The sequence below is a fragment of the Sphingomonas sp. HITSZ_GF genome, from assembly GCF_029543155.1.
GTDB lineage: Bacteria > Pseudomonadota > Alphaproteobacteria > Sphingomonadales > Sphingomonadaceae > Sphingomonas.
Genome location: NZ_JARQXA010000007.1, coordinates 167013 through 183071, shown reverse-complemented (window position 1 = coordinate 183071; position 16059 = coordinate 167013). Strand labels below are relative to the sequence as shown.

General features: G+C 67.9%; 15 protein-coding genes. 8 read left to right on the top strand and 7 right to left on the bottom strand.

From position 1 onward, the window contains the following. Positions 1-26: 26 nt before the first annotated feature. Positions 27-1238, top strand: a complete 1212-nt coding sequence (gene metK / locus P6144_RS18690; protein ID WP_277769326.1) for a methionine adenosyltransferase — start codon at positions 27-29, stop codon at positions 1236-1238. Positions 1239-1316: 78 nt separating this feature from the next. Here metK and P6144_RS18685 read toward each other — a convergent pair whose 3' ends face one another. Continuing rightward, on the bottom strand, positions 1317-1895 hold the full coding sequence (locus P6144_RS18685; protein ID WP_277769325.1) for a DUF308 domain-containing protein: 579 nt from the start codon (positions 1893-1895) through the stop codon (positions 1317-1319). A gap of 98 nt (positions 1896-1993) precedes the next feature. On the opposite strand from P6144_RS18685, the gene P6144_RS18680 reads away from it, so the two are divergent. The 6 genes from P6144_RS18680 (at position 1994) to P6144_RS18655 (ending at position 7571) form a co-directional block, all read left to right on the top strand. Further along, the gene (locus P6144_RS18680) at positions 1994-2569 is read left to right on the top strand and encodes a TetR/AcrR family transcriptional regulator (protein ID WP_277769324.1); all 576 of its coding nucleotides are present in this window, start codon (positions 1994-1996) and stop codon (positions 2567-2569) included. A gap of 99 nt (positions 2570-2668) precedes the next feature. After that, the gene (locus P6144_RS18675) at positions 2669-3430 is read left to right on the top strand and encodes an EAL domain-containing protein (protein ID WP_277769323.1); all 762 of its coding nucleotides are present in this window, start codon (positions 2669-2671) and stop codon (positions 3428-3430) included. 70 nt (positions 3431-3500) lie between these two features. Further along, complete coding sequence (locus P6144_RS18670; RefSeq protein ID WP_277769322.1) at positions 3501-4541, top strand: hypothetical protein; 1041 nt, start codon at positions 3501-3503, stop codon at positions 4539-4541. 239 nt (positions 4542-4780) lie between these two features. After that, positions 4781-5611, top strand: coding sequence for an EAL domain-containing protein (locus tag P6144_RS18665; protein WP_277769321.1), 831 nt, complete (start codon positions 4781-4783; stop codon positions 5609-5611). A 38-nt stretch (positions 5612-5649) separates the two neighbouring features. Then, positions 5650-6330, top strand: a complete 681-nt coding sequence (locus P6144_RS18660; RefSeq protein WP_277769320.1) for a tRNA (guanine(46)-N(7))-methyltransferase TrmB — start codon at positions 5650-5652, stop codon at positions 6328-6330. Positions 6331-6341: 11 nt separating this feature from the next. Further along, the gene (locus P6144_RS18655; protein ID WP_277769319.1) at positions 6342-7571 is read left to right on the top strand and encodes an aminotransferase class V-fold PLP-dependent enzyme; all 1230 of its coding nucleotides are present in this window, start codon (positions 6342-6344) and stop codon (positions 7569-7571) included. A gap of 89 nt (positions 7572-7660) precedes the next feature. Here the strand turns inward: P6144_RS18655 and P6144_RS18650 are convergent, their stop codons facing one another. The 3 genes from P6144_RS18650 to P6144_RS18640 form a co-directional block, all read right to left on the bottom strand. Further along, positions 7661-8320 (bottom strand): Crp/Fnr family transcriptional regulator, encoded by a 660-nt coding sequence (locus tag P6144_RS18650; protein WP_347275830.1) that lies wholly within the window; start codon positions 8318-8320, stop codon positions 7661-7663. A gap of 137 nt (positions 8321-8457) precedes the next feature. Then, positions 8458-9639: a GNAT family N-acetyltransferase gene (locus P6144_RS18645; RefSeq protein ID WP_277769317.1), complete on the bottom strand. Its 1182-nt coding sequence runs from the start codon at positions 9637-9639 to the stop codon at positions 8458-8460. Between the two features lie 172 nt (positions 9640-9811). Further along, positions 9812-10171 carry an STAS/SEC14 domain-containing protein gene (locus P6144_RS18640; RefSeq protein WP_277769316.1) on the bottom strand — a complete coding sequence of 120 codons (360 nt, stop codon included), beginning with the start codon at positions 10169-10171 and terminating at the stop codon, positions 9812-9814. Between the two features lie 43 nt (positions 10172-10214). On the opposite strand from P6144_RS18640, the gene P6144_RS18635 reads away from it, so the two are divergent. Continuing rightward, on the top strand, positions 10215-10679 hold the full coding sequence (locus P6144_RS18635; RefSeq protein WP_277769315.1) for a DUF2721 domain-containing protein: 465 nt from the start codon (positions 10215-10217) through the stop codon (positions 10677-10679). A gap of 165 nt (positions 10680-10844) precedes the next feature. Here the strand turns inward: P6144_RS18635 and P6144_RS18630 are convergent, their stop codons facing one another. The 3 genes from P6144_RS18630 to P6144_RS18620 form a co-directional block, all read right to left on the bottom strand. Further along, positions 10845-12530, bottom strand: coding sequence for an amidase (locus P6144_RS18630; RefSeq protein ID WP_277769314.1), 1686 nt, complete (start codon positions 12528-12530; stop codon positions 10845-10847). A gap of 163 nt (positions 12531-12693) precedes the next feature. Next, positions 12694-13842: an HlyD family secretion protein gene (locus P6144_RS18625; protein ID WP_277769313.1), complete on the bottom strand. Its 1149-nt coding sequence runs from the start codon at positions 13840-13842 to the stop codon at positions 12694-12696. Beyond that, positions 13835-15511: an MFS transporter gene (locus P6144_RS18620; protein WP_277769312.1), complete on the bottom strand. Its 1677-nt coding sequence runs from the start codon at positions 15509-15511 to the stop codon at positions 13835-13837. Before P6144_RS18620 ends, P6144_RS18625 begins: the two co-directional genes overlap by 8 nt. Between the last annotated feature and the right edge of the window lie 548 nt (positions 15512-16059).

Here is a 16059-nt window from a genome sequence, read left to right as displayed (position 1 = left end):
TTTCCTCCCAACCTTTGAGGAAAACCATGCGTTCCAACTATCTCTTCACGTCCGAATCGGTCTCGGAAGGCCATCCCGACAAGGTCGCCGACCAGATTTCCGACGCCATCGTCGATCTGTTCCTCTCGAAGGACCCCGAAGCCCGCATCGCCTGCGAGACGCTGACCACCACGCAGCTGGTCGTCCTCGCCGGCGAGATCCGCGGCAAGGGCATCATGGACACCGAGGGCAACTGGGCCCCGGGCGTGCAGGAAGAGGTCGAGAAGACCGTCCGCGATACCGTCAAGCGCATCGGTTACGAGCAGGAGGGCTTCCACTGGGAGACGCTCCGCTTCGAGAACAACCTGCACCCGCAGTCGGCGCACATCGCGCAGGGCGTGGACGCTTCGGGCAACAAGGACGAAGGCGCCGGCGACCAGGGCATCATGTTCGGCTTCGCCTGCGACGAGACTGCCGACCTGATGCCGGCGACGCTCGACTACAGCCACAAGATCCTCGAGCAGATGGCGGCCGACCGTCATTCGGGTGCTGCCCCCTTCCTCGAACCCGACACCAAGAGCCAGGTCACGCTGCGCTTCGATAACGGCAAGCCGGTCGCCGCGACCGCGATCGTTGTCTCGACCCAGCACGCCAAGGGCTATGACGAGGGCGCCAAGGAAGCCGAGCTCCACGCCTATGTGAAGGGCGTGATCGCCAAGGTGATCCCGGCCGCGCTGCTGAGCGACGAGACCGTCTATCACATCAACCCGACCGGCTCGTTCGAGATCGGCGGCCCCGACGGCGATGCCGGCCTCACCGGCCGCAAGATCATCGTCGACACCTATGGCGGTGCGGCCCCGCACGGCGGCGGCGCCTTCTCGGGCAAGGACCCGACCAAGGTCGACCGTTCGGCAGCGTACATCACCCGCTATCTCGCCAAGAACATCGTCGCCGCCGGCCTGGCCAAGCGCTGCACGATCCAGCTGGCCTATGCCATCGGCGTCGCCAAGCCGCTGTCGCTCTATGTCGACACGCACGGCACCGGCACGGTGGGCGACGACAAGATCGAAGCCGCGATCGCCGGCATCGAGAAGCTGGGCGGCATGACCCCGCGCGGCATCCGCACGCACCTGCAGCTCAACAAGCCGATCTACGGCAAGACTGCGGCCTATGGTCACTTCGGCCGCAAGCCCGAAGGCGACTTCTTCCCCTGGGAGAAGACCGACCTGGTCGAGGATCTGAAGGCCGCGCTGGCCTGATCCGGCCGCTTCGGCGAACCAACGAAAAGCCCCGCGCCGGGATGCCGGCGCGGGGCTTTTGCTTTGGGGCGGGCGGGCTCAGCCCTTGCGGCGGAAGCTGAGCAGCAGCGCCGAGAGCAGGAAGTAGAAGGCGCCGAACGCGGCATAGGGCGCCACGACGCGCACGTCCGGTACGGCGCTGCCCAGTGCGCGGGAGAGGAAGTGGCCGCCGGCCAGCGCCGATTGCGCGCCGCTCAGGATCATCGCCCATTGTGCGCCGTACGTCTTCCAACGGCGCACGCCGGTGGCGAGCTGCAACAGGCCGGCGAGGATCGCCCAGGCGCCGAAGATGCCGATCACGGTCTTCATGTCGGTGATCGTCGCCGCCACCGCCGCCGCGGTGACCGTGCTCACCGCGACGTTGAGCGCCTGGCTGGGATTGCGCGCCAGCCCGCCGTTGCGCGCGGCATCGCCCAGGTTCGCCAGCGCGTCCCAGGCCGGATAGGCGATCAGCAGGATCGCGCCCGCCAGCCAGCTGGTGCCGCCGATCGCGAAGGCGGCGGCGACCCAGGCGGCGGCGACCAGCGCGCGCAGCAGATAGTAATTGCGCAGGCCGGTACTGCCCGCGCCGGGAGTGGGGGCAGGGGCATCGGCGCGATGTTCGACGATTGCGGTCATCTCGGAATCTCCAATCTACCATCTAGTAGGTAGATTTGTCCTTTAGGCCCTTGCCGCGCATGCCGCAAGCAAATATCTACCTATTGGAAGGTAGGAACATGCGAGACACCGCCCAGCAGATCGTCGACGAGGCGCGCCGCCTGATCATGACGCGCGGCTATAATGGCTTCAGCTATGCCGACATCGCCGAGACGGTCGGCATCCGGAAGGCGAGCATCCACCATCACTTCGCTGGCAAGAGCGATCTCGCCCGGGCGGTGGTGGAGGAGTCGCGCGCGATCATCCATGCGCAATCGGCGGCACTGGCCGAGCAGGACCCCGAGGCGGACGCCGCGCTGCGTGCCTATACCGGCTATTGGGAGCGCTGCATCGCCGACAACAGCGCACCCTTCTGCGTCGCCGCGATGCTCGCCGCCGAGCTGCCCAGCCTGCCCGGGGATCTCGCCGATGCGGTGCGCGGCCATTTCGCCGAGCTGCGCGAATGGCTCACCCGGCTGCTCGAACTCGGCGTGCGCCAGGGCAGCGTCTCGCTTGCCGGCACGCCGGCGGAAGAGGCCGACGCCTTCATGTCCGCCGTCTATGGCGCGATGCTCTCGGCCCGCGCCTTTGGCGAGCCCGGGCGCTTCGCCGCGATCCTCGAGACTCTGCTGTCGCGCACGCTCCGCCTGCACTGAAAGGTGCGGCTAACGCGCTCTATTCCTGCCGGTCCTCCTATAAGTGAATCTGCAACCGCATTTCTTCATGAGGTTGCAGGTTGGAAAGGAGGCAAGTCGGTGGACTCGGAAAATTCGATGGAGACGTCTGAATCGGCGGCCACCGCCGTGGCGAGCACCGGGCTCGCGATCGCCTTCCAGCCGATCGCCCAGATCTCCGGCGGCCGCATCCATGCCTATGAGGCGCAGGTGATGCGCGACGGCGTGCCTGCGGCACATGATTTCGACCAGCTCTCCGCCGAATCGCGCCGCGACGTCGATCGCCGCTGCACCGTCGCCGCGATCCGCTGGGCGGCCACTGCCGGCTTCGCCAATTCGGGCGGTCGCCTCGCCATTCCGCTGAGCGCGCCCGCGATCGGCGATCCCGCCGAGCATATCCAGCCGGCGCTGCTCACCGCGCGCCAATATGGCATCGTCGCCGAGCGGCTGGTGTTCACGCTCCACCATTATCAGGCCGTCACCAGCTCGCAGCTGGCCGACGTCATGCACGTCTTCAACAAGCTCGGCCCGGCCGTTGCCTTTCACGGCATCGGCCCCAATGAATCGGGCCTGGCCTTTTGCGGCAAGTTCGCGCCGCATGCAGTGACGATCGATCCCGAGCTGGTCAGCGGCATCGCCTCGAGCTGGTCGCGCCGCATCGCGATCGAGGATCTGGTCCGCCGGATGCAGGCGCTCAGCCTGCGCATCGTCGCCGCCGGCGTCGACAGCGAGCCCGTCTATGAGCGGCTGCGCAGCTTCGGCGTGCCGCTCGTCCAGGGCAGCTATGTCGGGGCGCCGGCCACCGGCGCGCTGCCCCAGCCGGCCCTGCGCAACGCCGCCTGATCGGCGCAATCTCGGGCTTGCAGTTTACCCGGCTTCCCTTAGCCTTTCGAGGCAACAGGGGGGATGTTTCATGCGCTTCACGGTTCCGCTCGCGCTGGCGCTCGCCGCCGGCGCCATCCTGCCGGCCGCGGCGCAGAGCCAGGCGCAGATCAACGTTCCCGCGAATGTCAGCTGGCTCCACGAAGGCAGCGGGCTGATCCTGCGCTCGAAGATCGCCGGTATGCCGCGCGGCACGATCCAGGATTCCACGCGCGTCGGGCTCGACATGATGGTGCAATATGCCGAGGGCGAGGAAACCGCGGTCACGCTCTACATCTACCGCCCCGCGCTGATGAGCGTGCCGCTGTGGTTCGATCGCTCCGAAACCCAGATCCTGTCGCGCCTCGACGTTTTCGGCACGGTGACGCCGGCCGGACCCGCCCGCGCCTTTGCCGGGCCGAAAGCGGCGACCGCATCGGCGCTGCGGCGCGTCTATGTGCCGGGCAAGGGCCCGAACAAGAGCACCGGCTTGGCGATCATCCCGCTTGGCGAATGGCTGGTCGCGGTACGCGTCAGCTCGCAGTCGCTCGATCCCGCCGCGCTCGATGCGCGGATCGACGCGGTGATCGCCGGGATCGTCTGGCCCGACAAGATCGCCGAATCGCCCGCGGCCGTGCCGGTCGCGGCCTGCGCCGACGCGCTTGCCTATGATTCGCATGCCAAGTCGATGAAGCCCGATGCCGGCCAGTCGCTGCTCGGCGCGCTCATCATCGGCGTCGCGGATGCGGGGAAGGACAAGGACGGCAAGCCGGTTCCGCCCCCGCTATATTGCCGCGAAGGTGCGGCGACGCGGCAATATGCCGTCTATCGCGCTGCCGGCGACACCAAGAACAGCTACACGCTCGCCCTGGGCGATGCCGGGCGGGTGGTGACGGTCTGGCCGGGCGTTTCGACCGAGAAGAAGGATGTCGGCTATCAGGTCAGCTTCGGCGACCTCGATCGGCGGCTGGTCTATCCCAACTTCGACAAGCTGCCGGAGCCGCAGGCGCTGATCCAGGCAGTCTCCCAGCTGCGGCCAGTGTCGGCCGTCGCGCGCGGCAGCAAGAACGTGCAGATCTTCGTGCCCAAGTGATTCGCCGATTCCGGTGATGAAGTGCCGGTAAAATCAGCCGAATCCGCGGAATAGCAGGGGCAGGCTCGCATTGCCTGCGATCCGCTTTTCGCTGCGCGACTCGCGCGAATCCGTGGGGCAAGCAGAATCCGTCGCTTCGCACTTGGTAGAATCCCCATGGGGAGAATCCCCCTTCGGCGTCGCACGGAATGGTTTTGATAGCGTTAACCATCTTTAACGGGCTTCAGAAAGGAAGCTCCATGCACGCCGACCCTGCCAACGCCGCCAACGAACCCGGTCTCGCCATCGCCTTCCAGCCGATGATCGCCACCGCATCGAGCATGCCCTTTGCCTGGCAGGCCGTCGCCACCGCGAACGGCCGCAGCTTCTCGCAGATCGCAGCAGCGCTGGCGCCCGAAGCCCGCCCTGCGCTGGAAATGGCGCGGATCAGCGCTGCGATTGCCGGCGCCGCTGCGGCCGGCCTGCTCGACGGCGAGGCGCTACTCGCCATTCCGGTGGGTGCTGCCGGCGGTGCCGCCGAGGCGCTGCTCGCCCATCTCTTCCGCACCGCGATCGAGCACCGCGTGCCGGTCGCGCGCATCGTCGTCGAACTCAATGCCGACGAGCGCGGCGACCTTGCCTGCGTCGCTGCACTTGCCCAGGCCTGTGTCGATCGCGGCATCGCCATCGCGTTCGACAGCTTCGCCGTCGGCCCGCTCGCGGTACGGCTGCTCGGCCGCTTCACGCCGCGCTTCGTCAAGCTCGACGCGGCGCTGGTCCGCAACATCTCCGACAGCAGCTCGCGCCGGGTGATCGTCGAAGGCGTGCTGCGCCTCGCCCGCAACATGGACGTGACGCTGATCGCCAACGGCATCGTCCGCCGCGAGGACCTGGTCCTGTTGTGCACCATGGGCGTGCGCCACATGCAGGGCGACTGGATCGCCCCGGCGCTCGCGCATCCGCTGCCGCGTCCGCACATCGCCCGCCGCGAGCCGCGCACCAACGTGCCCCAGCATCGCCGTCTGGCCGCGCATCAGCGCTCCGGTGCGGTGCGTCCGGCCGCACCTGCGTCGATCGCCCAGGCACTCTAACGCTTGTCCTCTCCGCGCGGCGCGCTAACAGCGCTCCCGTGTCCGATCCCGTTTCCATCCGCCGCCTCTATGGCCGCCGCCAGGGCCACAAGCTCCGCCAGGGCCAGTCCGAGCTCGTCGAGGCGCTGCTACCCCAGCTGAGCGTTCCCGAATCGGGCCCGCTCGATTCGCGCATCCTGTTCGGCGACGACCGTCCGCTCGAATTCGAGATCGGCTTCGGCGCGGGCGAGCATCTCGCCGGCCAGGCAGCTGCACGCCCCGATCACGGCTTTATCGGCTGCGAGCCTTTCCTCAACGGCGTGGTCGGCGCGCTCGGCCATGTCCGCGATGGCGCGCTCGAGAATGTTCGCCTGCACATGGGCGATGCGCTCGAAGTGCTCGAGCGGCTGCCCGATGCCAGCCTCGACCGGCTCTATCTCCTCCATCCCGATCCCTGGCGGAAGGCGCGCCACGCCAAGCGCCGCATGGTCAATCACGGCCCGATGGACATCATCGCCGCCAAGCTGAAGCCCGGCTGCGAGTTCCGCCTCGGCACCGATCATCCGGTCTATGTCCGCTGGGCGATGATGATCATGAACCAGCGCCGTGATTTCGAATGGCAGGCGCAGACCGCGCAGGACTTCCTCACCCGCCCCGACGACTGGCCCGAGACGCGCTACGAGCGCAAGGCGCGCCGGCTGGGGCACGAGGTCTGGTACTTCCGCTACATCCGCGTCTGAAGGGGAGGGTGATGATGGACCGCAGGACCTTGCTCGGCGCCGCCGCTGCCGCGTCCGTCACCCCCGCTATCGCCGCCGCGGACGAGGATCGCTGGGCCAGGATCGCCGCCCAGTACGACGTTACCCGCAAGACCGTGCAGCTCGAGCACGGCAATTGGGGGATGATGGCGCAGCCGGTGCTCGCCGCCTATCGCGCCCAGGTCGAGCGCGTGAACCGCGACACCAGCTTCTATGCCCGGCGCGAGCTGCCCGGCGAGATCGAGGCGATCCGTGCCCGCGTGGCCGCCACCATGGGCGTGGCGAAGGACGAGATCGCCTTCACCCGCAACGCCACCGAGGCGATGCGCGCGCTGATCCTCGGCTATAACAAGCTGCGCCCGGGCGATGCGGTGCTGCACGCCGATCTTGACTATGATACGATGCAGGCCTGCATGGAGAGCCTGCGGGCGCGGCGTGGGGTCGAAGTGGTGAAGATCGCGCTGCCGCTGCCCGCTACGCACCAGGCGGTGATCGACGCCTATGCCCGCGCCTTCACTGCGCATCCCAATATCCGGATGGTGCTGCTCACCCAGGTCAGCCACCGCACCGGGCTGGTGCTGCCGGTCGCCGAGATCGCGGCGATGGCGACGCTCTACGGGATCGATGCGATCGTCGATGCCGCGCACGGTGTCGGCCAGATCGATTACAAGCTGCCCGATCTCGAGGCCGATTTCGTCGCGATCAACCTGCACAAATGGATCGGCGCGCCGCTGGGTGTCGGCGCGATCGTGATCCGCGGCGGGCGGCTGGGCGACGTCGATGTCGATCCCGCCGAGCCGGGCGCCAATCCGAAGGACATCCGGTCGCGCGTCCATACCGGCACGCTCGACTATGCCGCGCAGCTCGCGGTGCCCGCCGCGCTCGATTTCCAGGAGAGCATCGGCCTGGCCGCCAAGCAGGCGCGGCTGCAGGCGCTGCGCGATCGCTGGGTGCGTCCGGCGCGCGAGCTGGCGAAGCTCGAGATCCTCACGCCGGACGAGCCGGGCAGCTATGGCGCGATCACGGCGTTCCGGCTCAAGGGGCAGAGCGGCCACGACGCCAATGTCGCGCTCGCCAAGCATCTGCTCGACGCGCACGGCATCTTCACCGTCCACCGCGACGGGCTGGCCTCGGGCAGCTGTGTGCGGGTCACGCCGGCGCTGGCGACGACGATGGAAGAGGTCGATCGCTTCGTGGACGCTTTGCGGAAGATAGCCCGCTAGTTCCCCGGCGAAAGCCGGGGCCCAGGGTTTCTCTGCTGGTTCGCTTGGGGCCCTGGGCCCCGGCTTTCGCCGGGGAACAGTCAGGGTGATTACGCCGCTTCCAGCTTCGTTCGATCGCGGATCGTGATCCCGCGCGCGCCCATCAGGTTGATCGCGCCCTCGGCCTTGAGCTTGGTGAGCTGGCGGCTCACCGTCTCGATCGTCAGCCCCAGCACTTCGGCCATCTCGCCGCGGGTCAGCGGCAGGTCGAAGGTCACCGGGCCGAAGGCAGTGGCGCGGCAGCCCTGGGCACGGTCGGCCAGGTCGAGCAGCAGCCCGGCCAGCTTCTCGCGTGCCGATAGCCGGGCGAGGGTGAGCATGCGTGCCCGCGCCTCGTCGAGCGCGGCGAGGGTGCGCTGGAGCAGCAGCCGCTCCATCCGGGCATGATCCTCCAGCACCCGTTCGAACGGTCCGCGCGGGAAGACGCAAAGCTCGGCATCGCCCAGCGCGGTCACGGTGAAATCGGTCAGCTCGGCCCAGGGGCGGCCAACGAAATCGGCCGGGTAGAGCAGGCCCACCACCTGCTCGCGGCCATCGGGGGTGTTGGCGCTCAGCTTGAGCACGCCGGAAAGCAGGTTCGCGCAGACCAGGCTTTCCTCGCCGGCCCATTGCAGCGTCTGTCCGCGTTCGAGCTTGCGACGCTGCCCCAGCGCGTTGAGTGCGCCGAGTTCCTTGTCGTCGAGGCTGGCGCAGAGTGCGCGATCACGCACCGCGCAGTCGGAACAGGTGTGGGCAGCCAGCATAAGTCTTCATAATATGCGCATTTGACGATCGTCAAAGCGGCGAATTGTCCCAGGGCGCAGCGCGGGATCATCCTCAAACAAGGAGCGATCCCATGTTCCTCGATCTAGTCCTCGCCGCCGGCACGCTTTTCGTCGCCGTCGTCGCCTTTTGCAGCGCCGAGGACGCCATCCGCTTCCGCGGCCGCTGAGCCGGTTTCGGCGCGGCCGGTGCGCTTCCACGCGGCGCGGAGCAGCTTGCCCGCCAGCGCGTCGATCCCCGGCCGCACGAACAGCCAGTCGCGGATCGCCGGGCCCTTCTCGGCACCGATCACCTGCTTGTAGCCGCTGTCGCCGGCGCCCCAATCGACGGTCGTGATGCCGTCTTCGATCGCCTGCACCAGGTTGCGATAATAGAGCAGCTTGCCCGGCGAATGCTTGGCAACGCGCGGATCATAGCTGTTGGCGATCGCGTATTTGAGCGCGCCGGCGTTCATGTCGAACGAGAAGGCGGTGGGCGCGCCGTCGATATGGAGCATCGCCGCCCACATGCTCTCGGCGATCACCGGATCCTCGGCCGCGGCGCGCCAGAAGCCGCCATGGCCGCGCGCGGTGAACTTGGCGTCCGAGCCGTCGGTGCGGTCGGCGATCCAGCTCTTCTCCTCGATCGCGGCGAGCGCGTCGAAGGCTGCCTCCGTCCAATCGGCGCCATGGACGAAGCGCCAGTCGAGTTCGCCGTGCCCGGCGAGATGCTTCTCATGGAAGCGGTTCTTCTTCAGCGTCGAGTTGCGCGGCCAGGGCCCCTCGGCGCGCCGCGCACCGATATCGAGCGCGAAGCTGTCCGCGACGAAGCGGTCGAGCACGGCCCAGCCCTGGGCGCGGGCGGCATGCTTGAGCAGCTCGAGCGCGGGATCGCCGTCATAGACCGGGCCGAGCCGCAGCGCGCGCGCCTCGCGGGCGAGCCGGGGCAGCAGCGCCTCGATCGCCTCGACGCCGGCATCCTCGCGCACCGGGAAGCTGCGGAACGGCCAGTAGCAGCCGGGCACCGAGACGAGCCTGGCCCAGGCCGGGCCGGCGGGGATGATCGGCAGCGCGGCGACGGGCTCGCCCTCGCGCGCCACGGTCAGGGTGCGGGCATGACCGCCATAGGCGCGGATCGCGGCGGCGAACCAGCCATAGCGCAGGAAACGGTGCGACGGCGCCGCGCGCGCCGCGACCGCGTCGATCGCGCCGGACAGCCCGTCGACGCAATCGACGGTGAGCGCCGGCGGCAGGCGCGTGAATTCCTCGAGCAGCATCGGCTTCGACATGGCCGGGGTCTTACCGCGCTACCCGTTACCAACCCGTGATGACGCCGGGAAAGGACCTATCCCCTGCGTCACCCTGAACTTGTTTCAGGGTCCAACCTTCCACAGGCGATGTCGCTCGAGGCGGGTTTGATGCTGAAACAAGTTCAGCATGACAATTGGCTCGGATCGGCTCTCAGCTCGCCCGCGCCCAGCTCCGCGCCTGTTCCAGCTCCTCCGGCGTGAAGAGCTTCTGCTCGCCCGGCACCATCCAGCTGGTCGCGCGGCTGGCGGCGATGATCCAGCCGATATCGGTGACCACGGCGATGCGGCCGAGCTTGGTGAGATGCCCTACGCCCCAGCTGATGTCCTTCCACCAGGCGGCCAGTTCCATCCCGGCAAAGTTGCGTACCACGGCCACGGCGTTGAGCTTGCCGTGCCGCGCGATCACGGTGTCCATCTCGGCGGCGGCCGCGTCATATTCGGCGCGCGAGACTTCGCCGTCGACGGTGAACTCGATCACCCCGGCTTCGCTGTCGGTCTCGAATGTCATCATGGGCCTTCACTCCGATCGGTTACGCGGTCATAACGTACAGCGCATGGAAGGGCCCTATCTCTCCACAGTATCGGAAACGATCCAGGCGGCGATTGCGCCGGTGTTCCTGCTCGCCGGCATCGGCGCGTTCCTGAACGTCATGGTCGGGCGGCTGGCGCGCATCGTCGACCGTGCGCGCTCGATCGAGCAGCTCCATCCGCGCTCGACCGGGCCCGAGCACGACCGGCACGTCTGGGAGCTGCGCATCATCGATCGCCGCATCTCGGTGATCAACAACGCGATCTTCCTGTGCACTGCCAGCGCGCTGGCGATCTGCCTGGTCGTCGCGATGATGTTCGTCGCGCGGCTGACCAACCTCCATGTCGGAATCTGGGTGGCATCTAGCTTCATCATTTCGATGCTGCTGCTGATGGCCGGGCTGATCTATTTCCTGGTCGAGGTGCGCATGTCGCTCGAAGCGATCCATGTCCGCGAGGAGCTGCTCGAGCTGGACAGGAAGAAGAAGTAAGTCGGGCAGGGCAGCTGCTTGCCAATTCTTCGTCACCCCGGCCTTGTGCCGGGGGCCACTAAGCCGCTCCGGTCACCCTTAGTGCCTCTTGTCCATGGCTTGCCTCCCGGTGGACCCCGGCACAAGGCCGGGGTGACGATTGTCTCGGGGCGCGGCCTTGGTGCCTTACGGCTTGATCGGGCCAAGGTCCGCCGGGATCGTCGGCAGATATTGCGGCGCCACCCGGGCGTGCGTCGCCTGTTCATAGGCATAGCCTGCCTTGAGCAGCAACCCGTCCGAATAGGCAGTGCCGATGAAGGACAGGCCCGCCGGCAGACCGTTCACCAGCCCCATCGGCACGGTCAGGTGCGGATAGCCCGAGACGGCAGGCAGCTCGCTCGCCGAGGGACCCTGGAACTGGTCGCCATGCGCCGGATCGCTCAACCAGGGTGTGCCATAGGTGGGGGTGACGAGGATCTGCGCGTCGGCTGCCTTCAGCATCGCGTCGATCCCCTCGGGGCCGGCCATCCGCGCCGAATTCGCGCGCGCCGCCTTGTAGTCGGGATCGTCGAGTCCTTTGGTCGCCTCCGCCTTCAGGAAGGTCTCCTGGCCGAAGAAGCGCATCTCGCTGTCCTTGTGCGCGTCGTTGAACGCGATCAGGTCGGCAAGCGTCTTGGTCGTCACGCTGGCCGGAGTGGTGGCGAGATAGGTCGCCATGTCGGCCTTGAGCTCGGTGTAGAGCACTAGGCTCTCGGCATCGCCCAGCCCCTTCAGCTCGGGCATCTTCACTTCGACCAGCACCGCGCCCGCCGCAGTCAGCTCGGCCAGCGCCTTGTCGAAGCGCGCCGCCAGGTCGGCGGCCATCTCGGGCTTCCAATAGCCGATCCGCACGCCGGTCAGCGCGTCGGGGGTCAGGCCGGCGGTATAGTCCTTCTTGTATTTGTCGGCGCCCTTGGTCGCCGGATCGGCGGGGTCGCTGCCGATCATCGCGCCGAACAGGATCGCCGCGTCCTTCACGCTGCGCGCCATCGGCCCGGGCGTGTCCTGGCTATGGCTGATCGGTACCACGCCGGTGCGGCTCACCAGCCCGAGCGTCGGCTTCAGGCCCACCAGCCCGTTCATCGATGCCGGGCACACCACCGATCCGTCAGTCTCGGTGCCCACCGCCACTGCCGCCAGGCTCGCCGCGATCGCCGCGCCCGATCCGCTCGACGAGCCGCACGCCGAGCGATCGAGCGCATAGGGGTTCTTCACCAGCCCGCCGATCGCGCTCCATCCGCTCATCGAATTGTTCGAGCGGATGTTCGCCCATTCGCTGAGGTTGGTCTTGCCGAGGATGATCGCGCCCTGCGCGCGCAGCTTCGCCACCAGCGGCGCGTCGCGCCCGGTATCGTTGTTGGCGAGCGCCAGGCTGCCCGCGGTGGTGGGCATGTTCTGCGTCTCGATATTGTCCTTGATCAGCACCGGTATGCCGTCGAGCGGTCCCAGCGTCTTGCCTGCCTTGCGTCGGTCGTCGCTGGCGCGGCCGTCATAGCGCAGGTCCTTGGCAGGTGCCGTGACGATCACCGAGCGCAGAGTCGGTCCTGCGCGGTCGATCATGCCGATGCGCTCGACATAGAGCTCGGCGAGCTTCCAAGCCTCCACCTTGCCTGCGGCGAGCATCGCCTGGAGATCGTCGATCGACTTTTCCTCGACCAGCCTGGCGGGATTGTCGTCGCTGCTGACCACCACCGTGTCGGCGGGCGTCGGCCGGGGCGTTTCCACGATAACGATGGGTGTGGCGTCGGGAGTCGGGGCGGGTGCCGCCTCCTGTGCCCATGCGGGCGCCGCCCAGGCCAGTGCCACTGCCAGCGCCGTCAGTCCCGTCCGCATATGCCGTCCCCGAATCTCGTTGTGGGTAGCGTAGCGCACCCGCTGAACCCTTCAACCGTCATCCCGGCGAAAGCCGGGATCGCAGGCGAAGGCGCGGGACAGGAGCCGCACGAGATCCCGGCTTTCGTCGGGATGACGGTTTGAGCCCAAGCCTGACGTCCGGCTACCGGCCCACCTCCACGCGCGCTTCCACCGACATGCCCGGCCGCAGCCGCGCCGCGGCCTGCTGATCGGGATCGATCCTGATCCGCACCGCGATCCGCTGCGGGATCTTGACGAAATTGCCCGTGGCATTGTCGCTGCGGATCACCGCGAACTCCGATCCCGCCGCGGGCGAGAGCTGCTCGACCACCCCGGTCAGCTTCGCGCCGCCCAGCGCGTCGACCTTGAAGCTCGCCTTCTGCCCCGGGCGGATCTTCGCGGTCTGCGCTTCCTTGAAGTTCGCGGTCACCCACAGGGTCTGCGGCACCAGCGCCATCAGCTGGGTTCCGGCGGTGACATATTGCCCGCGCCGCCCGCCGATCTCGCCCAGCTGCCCGGCCACCGGGGCGCGGATCACCGTGTTGGCCAGGTCGATCTCGGCCAGCCGCATCGCCGCCTTGGCCGCGTCGACCGCGGCGATCAGCCCGCCCTTGCTCACGTCAACGCTGCGGATGTCCTCGCTTGCAACCGTCCGCGCCGCCTGGGCCTGCGCCACTGCGGACTGGGCGGTGCGCAGCGTGGCGAGCGCAGCGTCGCGGTCCTTGCGCGTGACGAAGCCGTCGCGCGCCAGCGCCTCGATCCGGGCATAGTCCGCCTGCGCCTTGGTCAGCTGCGCCTGGGCCGATGCCACCGCCGCCTGCTGCGAGCCGAGCGTCGCGGTCTTCGATGCCGCCTGTTGCGGGTTGTTGGCGAGCGCCGCCTCGGCGCTGGCGACGTTCGCGCGGGCTTGGTCGACGCGCTGGCGATAGATGCGGTCGTCTATCGTTGCCAGCACGTCGCCCGCCTTCACGCTGGCGAAGTCCTGCACGGGCACCTCCACCAGATAGCCGCTCACCTGCGGGCTGATGATCGTCACCTGGCCGCGCACATAGGCATTCTCGGTCGATTGCGCGCTGCCGGCGAACGGCCAGGCGCGCCAGGCCATCAGCACCGCGGTCACCCCGGCGAGGATCAGCAGCGCTGCGATCAGGATCGCGGTCCAGCGCAGCCGGGGCGGCGTCCAGCGCCGCGTGGCGACTTCCGGGCTGGGCGGCGGATCGGCGCCTTCGCGCACGGCGGGCGCCGCCGGTGCCTTTTCCGGCCCGGTCGCCGTCTCGGTCGGCTCAGCCATTCTTCGCTCCTGCTGCCTGCTGCTCGGCGGCCATCCGCGCGAGGTTCGCGCGCCGGATCCGCATGATCGGGATGAAGACCCACAACGCCGTTGCCGCCGCGAGCGCCGCGATCAGCAGGAAGGTGTCGTTATAGGCCAGGATGTTCGCCTCGCGCGTCACCGTCTGGGTGAGGATCGCCGCGCCTTCGGCCTGGCGCAGATTGGGATCGATCAGCACGCGTCCATAGGCGGCGGCGTTCTGCGCCAGCCGCTGCGCCACCAGCGGATCGCCGCTCGCCAGCTGCGCGACGATCGCATTGTTGTGCGCATGCTCGCGGATCACCTGGAAAGTGCCGAGCATCGCCGATCCGAACAGCCCGCCCAGATTCTGGGTGATGCCGAACAGCGCGGAGAAGCTGACGAAATGGGTGGGGCCTTCGCGCAGCGCCCGCGTCAGTCCGATCAGCATCGCCGGGCCGATGAAAAGCGCGCTGGCGAAACCGAGCAGCGCCTGGCTGAAATACATGTCGTGCGGGCGGATCAGGCTGGTCGAATCCGAATCGAGCCAGGCGCCCAGCGCGATCAGCGCCAGCGCGATCAGGATCGGCCTGCCCAGGAAATTGGGGTCGATCGTCGCCGCGCTGATCGCAATGCCGGCCAGCGTGGCGAGCAGCACCACCAGATAGAGCATCCGCATCTGGTCGTTGCCCATGCCCACCACGGTGAGCAGCCCCGATGCGCCGATCGTCTGCTCCGACAGCACCACGCGCACCAGGATCGAGACGAGCGCGAAGCGAAGGATGTCGCGGCTGCCGAGCCAGCGCGTGTTGAGCAGCGGCCGGGCACGGTGATGCTCGATCAGCCAGGCGATCGGCAGCAGCACGATCGCGCCGATCAGCGCCGGCGCCACCCAGGGCGCCTCGAACCACCACAGCGTCCGCCCCAATCCCAGCACCGCACAGAGCAGGGCCATGCCGCCCGCGAAGATCGGGAAGGTGACGAAGTCGAGCGGCTCGAACGCCTTGATCCGCTCGACCGGCGGCAGCACCAGCAGGCGAACCCCCGCCAGGCAGAACAGCGCCAGCCCGAGCTCGAACAGATACATGGTCTGCCAGCGATCGGGTTCGAATGCCTCGGTGGGGAAGAGCCGGGCGAGCGGCACGGCGATCTGGCTGAGCGAGATCGCGAGGACGAGGCCCTTGAGCCGGTGCGCGGGCGTCCAGGCCTGCACCATATATAGCAGCCCGACGGTGCTGCACGCCGCCGCCGCGACCCCGCTCAGCGCGCGCACCGCCACGGCGGTGGCGAAGCTGTGGACGAACAGGTGCGATGCGGTGGTGATCGCGAAGGCGGCCAGGAAGATCTGGGTGAACAGGCGGATGCCGAACTGCTGGCGGAACTTGATCAGCACCATGTTCGCGCAGACATTGGTCATCACATAGACGGTCGGCAGCCACTGGATCTCGGCCGAATAGAGCCCCAGCGATCCCTGCAGCGTGGTCAGGTTGGCGGTGACGATCGCGTTGCCGAGCGAGCCCGACAGGATCACCAGCACCGCCACCGTGAAATAGGCCATGCGGCGCAGCGGCGGGTGCCACGGCGTCGGCGGCGAGCCGGGCAGGGGCGAGCGCTCGTGCGGGGCCGGCTGCCATTCCGGCTGCTCGCCCGCCACTGCCCCGTTCGTTGCCATCCCGACATAATCCCGCGCGTGGCGAAACGATCCGCCGAAGGACTGCTCCAGATCCGGGGAGTCTGATTGAAGATCGCGGGATCGGCAACGCCCGGTTGCGCCGCCTGCAACTGCCCGGACGGGCGATCGCAGCTATGGAGCGGTGGTTGCGTCGTCCGCAGGAGCTAACCACAAGCCCTTGTGGTCGCCCGGAGTCCTCCACGCGAAAAAATTTAATGTTCTGCGTTCGTTCCCTTGCCTTTCGGAAACCCTAGGAAAGTCCGTGCGTCGCGGCATTGCAGCACTTGCGCAGCTGCTGTGAAGCGAGTCATTTTAGCGACGAAGCGTTGTGGATATTAACCATTTCCACTCTTGTGCCCGGACTCGGTTTGGCACAATCTGTTGTGGTTGCACTGAGGGGCAAGCTCAAGCACTGGTGGACTCGCCGCCGCATACCCATATGCGGAACAGGTCGACTCGTGCCTGAGACTGAGTGCGGTGGACATGTTTTGTTCTTCGCGCTCGGCCATGTCGATGCTAGGATCGGCAGCCCCTTGAGTCGGTAGTTG